The following is a 4550-nucleotide window of genomic DNA, read 5'->3' as shown; positions in this document are numbered from 1 at the left end:
TGTACCGCTGAAAAAAGCAAACGACCCAGTGAGTCACTCGCATTACGTTGTTGGGGGAGAGTACCACAAATTGGACTAACCCCGATTGTTCCGCTTCCAACACAAGCGTATTTTATGATAAGTTGGAAGCTGTAGTCACGATTCTCACATCTGTTAGCGGGCTCAGTGTGTAAGGATTGTCTCAATCCAACCTATGGAGAATGCCCAATGACCGGTTTTATCGCTGTGCTGCTTTACGTAGTGTGGATGCAACTGCTGATGCTGGCTTACGCGTTTCCCCGCGTGCCGATGGCGCTGTTCGGGGATCGCAACTTCGCGGACTGGGAGCGCGCTGAAGTCAACCGCGACCCACCCTTTATGGTCCGCGTCAAAGGCGCACATCTCAACTGCGTGGAAAACTTTCCGCTCTTCGCTGCCGTCGTGGTGATCGCTGCGCTAATGGGTAAGAGTCCCGTTGTGGATGGCCTTGCGACCTTTATCCTAGCCGCGCGTGTAGGGCAGAGCCTAGTACACCTCATCAGCACCGCGCCAACGTTTGTGCTGTTACGTGCCACGTTTTTCCTCGCTCAGGTAGGCATGATTTTCTGGGTTTGCTACCAACTCATCGTCTGACCAAGCCAACGTGCCCCTGAAACCATGGGGTATCAGGCGCCAGTCAGATCCACAACGCTAATGAAAGAAGTCGGCGGGTATATCGTCATGCTCATTGACAGCGGGAATCATATCAACGCCCTGCTAAAGGGCAGTTGCGAGTGCTGTTGGCGAAGCCAGCGAGTAACTGTCCCGCAGCGTCTTTTGCTGCGAACTTGAGCAGTTTGTTATATGCAAAGTTTGCTATACTTTTAGCCAATGAAATATCCTTTTCGCTATTTGCAAAAGTAAAACTACAAATACTAATAAAAATAAAAAAATACCCCCCAAAGAAGCCTATTACCTCAAAGGCTGAAAAACTTCCACCTCGGATTGGAGTGTCTAAATCAACTTGCCTCTTAACAAATTACACATTGCTATTGTTATTCTTTCATGGAGCAAATGTCCGGTATACGTACACAAGGGACTGTCAGATTAGGTCTAGCTCTACCTGTGAAAGTGTCAGGTTGAGTGACGACTAATCCACCTAAGCGTTCCGTCTAGGGCTTAAATCTTTCAGCATACGCATTATCAATGTCTTGTTTTTGCTGGTCGGTTGGTTGCATTTCACGAGCCTGGTGATGCCCTTCCTGGGCAAAAGTGCCGGGTAACTTTTGCAGGGTCTTAAAATTAGCTTTGATATTCCTGAGCGTTTCTTCTTTTACGCTATGTGCGTAATTTGTAGCATTTACCATTAGTTCTCTAAGCGCATTCTTAGCGTTTTGAATACTGGCCTGAATGTTATTAAGTCGTTTTTCTTGTTGCTCAATGGTTTTAGCGTTACCTGTAACGCTTTCTTGAGATTTAGATAAGTCTTGTTCAACACCTTTTAATTTACGTAGCTTCACGTCGAGTGCTGCTTCAGCCATGACTTGATGCTGTTCAAGTTCTTCGGTGTGCTCTTTTGCCATCAGGGCTTCTTGCTCAAGCTTGTTTTTTATCAAAGCGTAATAATTTGCAGTATTGAATTCACGATCTGCCATTCTTTTTGATGTATCGCGTTTTATTATTTCACGTTCCGCTGCTTTTGCTTCAGCATCGATGTACTGCTTTTTCTCAAATTTAACGATGTTCTGATTTTCATTGATAAAGCGATAAAATTTATTTTGTATCGCCTCCCCCACCGCCGTTAAAACCTTAGTGTTTTCGATATCTGAGTAACGCTCGGGTAATTCAGTATCGACTTGTATAGAGTCTTTCACGCTCTCATACTGATTTTGCACAAAGTCATATTTGAGCGTCTTTTGATTTTGTGCATGAATCGTAAGGTGTGCATGTTCAGTACCTTCATCGCGGTGTACGACGCTAAGCAAAATCGGATAGTCCGGGTAGTTCTCTTGGTAGAATTGAATTAACAAACTTTCTAATTGAGCACCACTGAGCTTCTGCTCATTGTGCGCTGGCACTTTGAGAATGACACTTTCGATACCCGTGTTGAGTTTTGAACTTTCATCTATGCTCAAGCTTTTGCGTTCGTTGTGCAGCTGGCCTATCGTCTCGATAGCTCGCCTTTTATCATTGTATCGCTTTATTTTACCCAACGCTTTGAGCGATTCTATTGTAAAAAGTGTGTCGAAATGACTGTCTTTGTCATCAATTACTGAGAGTATTTTTTTAAACAATACTCTCTCATCGTCATCGATGTTTTCAGCTTGTGACCACCGCTTTATTTTTGCTTTAGTTTTACTATATTTAGTAAAGTCGAACTCGGGAGCAAGATCTGACTTTTTTGAAAAGATTACTTTTTCGATCTCTTGCAAAGCTGATTTTCTTTGCTCAACAGTTTCAAGTAACTCACCCCGAAATTTGTAAGTGTTAAGAATCGAATCAGTAGTATTACGATTCTGTTTTCGCTTATTCACATCATCAAGTAACAGATCATGTTTGATCAAAGCTGTTGCTTTATTAACTTGCGAACGCGGTGTACGAATTGTTTTGAATAATACGGTAGACATCAACCAGCCTCGCAGAGCCATTTTGCAAACTATCTCATCTTTACTCGGAGAGAAAGTGGGATAGTAACAAAATGGTTTGTTACGTATCTAACTTTGCTATCTCTACCATTTTAGTTTATTTTATATGCAACGTATATATTTTTTATTTTAAGAGCGAAAGAGCGTCTCCGACGGCCCTGCGGGGCGTTTGGCTATGAAAAAGCTTGCGAATCGAAAAAACTTTAAGGGGTGGATAATGATTTTTGAAGAAGGCCAAAAGAAACAAACGTTGATAGTCAGCGGCAACGATGGGGCAAATATCCCTTTTGATGTTTCCCGGATCGGTAGTGTCGAGCTTATAAGATTTACAACTGACGACGCAGAAGTATTTCAAGACGAACATACTCAGTGTTATCACTTAACTGATAACGTAAGAACAGTTCAATTACTTGATGATGTTCAATATTACTTGCGTAATAACTTAGAAATTTTCTTTAATTATGAAAAAAAGGCATGAGTGATTGTCTACGCCCATTTTAACTACTATGTGTGAACTTGCATGAGTTTGGTTGTTAAAACGTCATACAGTAGCTCACAGCGTGTCTGATGATGTTGATTAAACATCATTTGTATACACACACATTGCCAAAACGCTCTTTTGCTTTTCGCTTTTTCTCATTTCTGCAGGATCTAAATTTAGATCCTGTTTTCACTAAAAAATGATTTTTTTGAGATTTCGCTCTTATATTAAATAACTTGTTAAATAACTTGTTAAATAGCGCCTCTGTAGCCCTTGTTATACGTGGCCTTCAGAGGTCTATGGTGGAAACATCTGGGGTCTATGGTGGAAACATCTGGGGTCTATGGTGGAAACATCTGGGGTCGTATCCACAGGGTAAGTGGAAAGAGAAATTGATTATTCCACTTTAGGGGTTATACTCGATTAAAGTAGAAATCAAAAAAAGGTTTTCCACCATGAGTTGTGAATTGACGATTACAAAATCACTGGGGCTGCTGGATTCAAAGGGCAGCTATCTGAACCCAATGGCCCATAAGCTTGTGTTGTATGCAATTAGCAAAGTGGATCCTCGTGAACCGTTGCCCAAAGAAATGAAAATTGCAGCTAAAGATTTCGCTGAGGCTCTGGAGTTACCGGCTCAACACGCTTATGAACATCTTTATAACTCTCTAGATCGCCTCTGGAATTCGAGCGTGAAATGGAAAGAAAAAGATGAGGAAATTGAAGCGGTCTGGTTACAGAAACGGGGGAAAAAGCTCAAAGGCGAAGGCGCCGTAAGTTTTAAGTGGGGCGAAGATGTGCACCTGGGTCTTAGTCAGCTGCGTAATGGCTTTAAGAGTTATCAATTACGTAATATTGCTAAGCTTGATACGTCACACGCGATAAGATTGTACGAGGTTCTTTATCGTTATAAAGATACTGGCTTTCGCATATTATCGCTTCAAGAGTTTAAAGAATTACTTGGAATACCTGAGAAGTACCCTGCATTCAAGGATCTTAAGCGATATGTTGTTGAACCAGCTATCGAGCAATTAAACACTAAATCTAACTTCCTAGTTGAATTCAGCACGAAAAACAAAGGCCGCAAAGTTACTCACCTGGTGTTTAAGTTTAAGCTTGAGAATCAGCGTAAACTTAATCTAGGCGACAATATTGAGCACAAAAGTGACGCCAAGTGTAAGATAGTGATTGACGACAAAACCCAAGAGTTAAAAGAAAAATACGGCCCTAAGCTGTAGTGGCTCATATCTAATCTGACATTTTGTGTTAAAGGTCTAGACTTGCTCTGACAGTCGGCAACAGACAATCAGCAGACGTTCAACGCTGTGTTCAGGGGGCAACGCCCTGAATGAGACTGGATCGAACGGAGCAAACAACGATAACGTAAGTGTACCGCTGAAAAAAGCAAACGACCCAGTGAGTCACTCGCATTACGTTGTTGGGGGAGAGTACCACAAATTGGACTA

At 42.0% G+C, this 4550-nt stretch carries 5 protein-coding genes; 3 read left to right on the top strand and 2 right to left on the bottom strand.

The genetic code is table 11. The annotated features are described in order from the left end of the window. Positions 1 to 207: 207 nt before the first annotated feature. Positions 208 to 612 carry an MAPEG family protein gene (locus JV36_RS0108915; RefSeq protein WP_025254210.1) on the top strand — a complete coding sequence of 135 codons (405 nt, stop codon included), beginning with the start codon at positions 208 to 210 and terminating at the stop codon, positions 610 to 612. 112 nt (positions 613 to 724) lie between these two features. Here the strand turns inward: JV36_RS0108915 and JV36_RS19990 are convergent, their stop codons facing one another. Both JV36_RS19990 and JV36_RS0108910 read right to left on the bottom strand, forming a co-directional pair. Next, positions 725 to 850, bottom strand: coding sequence for a hypothetical protein (locus JV36_RS19990; RefSeq protein ID WP_268746572.1), 126 nt, complete (start codon positions 848 to 850; stop codon positions 725 to 727). Positions 851 to 1130: 280 nt separating this feature from the next. Then, positions 1131 to 2585 carry a hypothetical protein gene (locus JV36_RS0108910; protein WP_032139769.1) on the bottom strand — a complete coding sequence of 485 codons (1455 nt, stop codon included), beginning with the start codon at positions 2583 to 2585 and terminating at the stop codon, positions 1131 to 1133. A 193-nt stretch (positions 2586 to 2778) separates the two neighbouring features. Between JV36_RS0108910 and JV36_RS0108905 the strand changes: the two genes are divergently transcribed. Continuing rightward, positions 2779 to 3081 carry a hypothetical protein gene (locus JV36_RS0108905; protein ID WP_032095490.1) on the top strand — a complete coding sequence of 101 codons (303 nt, stop codon included), beginning with the start codon at positions 2779 to 2781 and terminating at the stop codon, positions 3079 to 3081. A gap of 458 nt (positions 3082 to 3539) precedes the next feature. Then, on the top strand, positions 3540 to 4322 hold the full coding sequence (locus JV36_RS0108900) for a replication initiation protein (RefSeq protein WP_052010111.1): 783 nt from the start codon (positions 3540 to 3542) through the stop codon (positions 4320 to 4322). Positions 4323 to 4550 lie beyond the last annotated feature (228 nt).

It is taken from the genome of Alteromonas sp. LOR (genome assembly GCF_000753865.1).
Taxonomy (GTDB): domain Bacteria; phylum Pseudomonadota; class Gammaproteobacteria; order Enterobacterales; family Alteromonadaceae; genus Alteromonas.
This window is presented reverse-complemented; position numbering and strand designations above follow the sequence as displayed.

Excerpts from the sequence above, each read along its gene's own strand:
- JV36_RS0108915 (WP_025254210.1), top strand. The coding sequence starts at position 208 with ATGACCGGTTTTATCGCTGTGCTGCTTTACGTAGTGTGGATGCAACTG.
- JV36_RS0108910 (WP_032139769.1), bottom strand. The coding sequence starts at position 2,585 with ATGTCTACCGTATTATTCAAAACAATTCGTACACCGCGTTCGCAAGTT.
- JV36_RS0108905 (WP_032095490.1), top strand. The coding sequence starts at position 2,779 with ATGAAAAAGCTTGCGAATCGAAAAAACTTTAAGGGGTGGATAATGATT.
- JV36_RS0108900 (WP_052010111.1), top strand. The coding sequence starts at position 3,540 with ATGAGTTGTGAATTGACGATTACAAAATCACTGGGGCTGCTGGATTCA.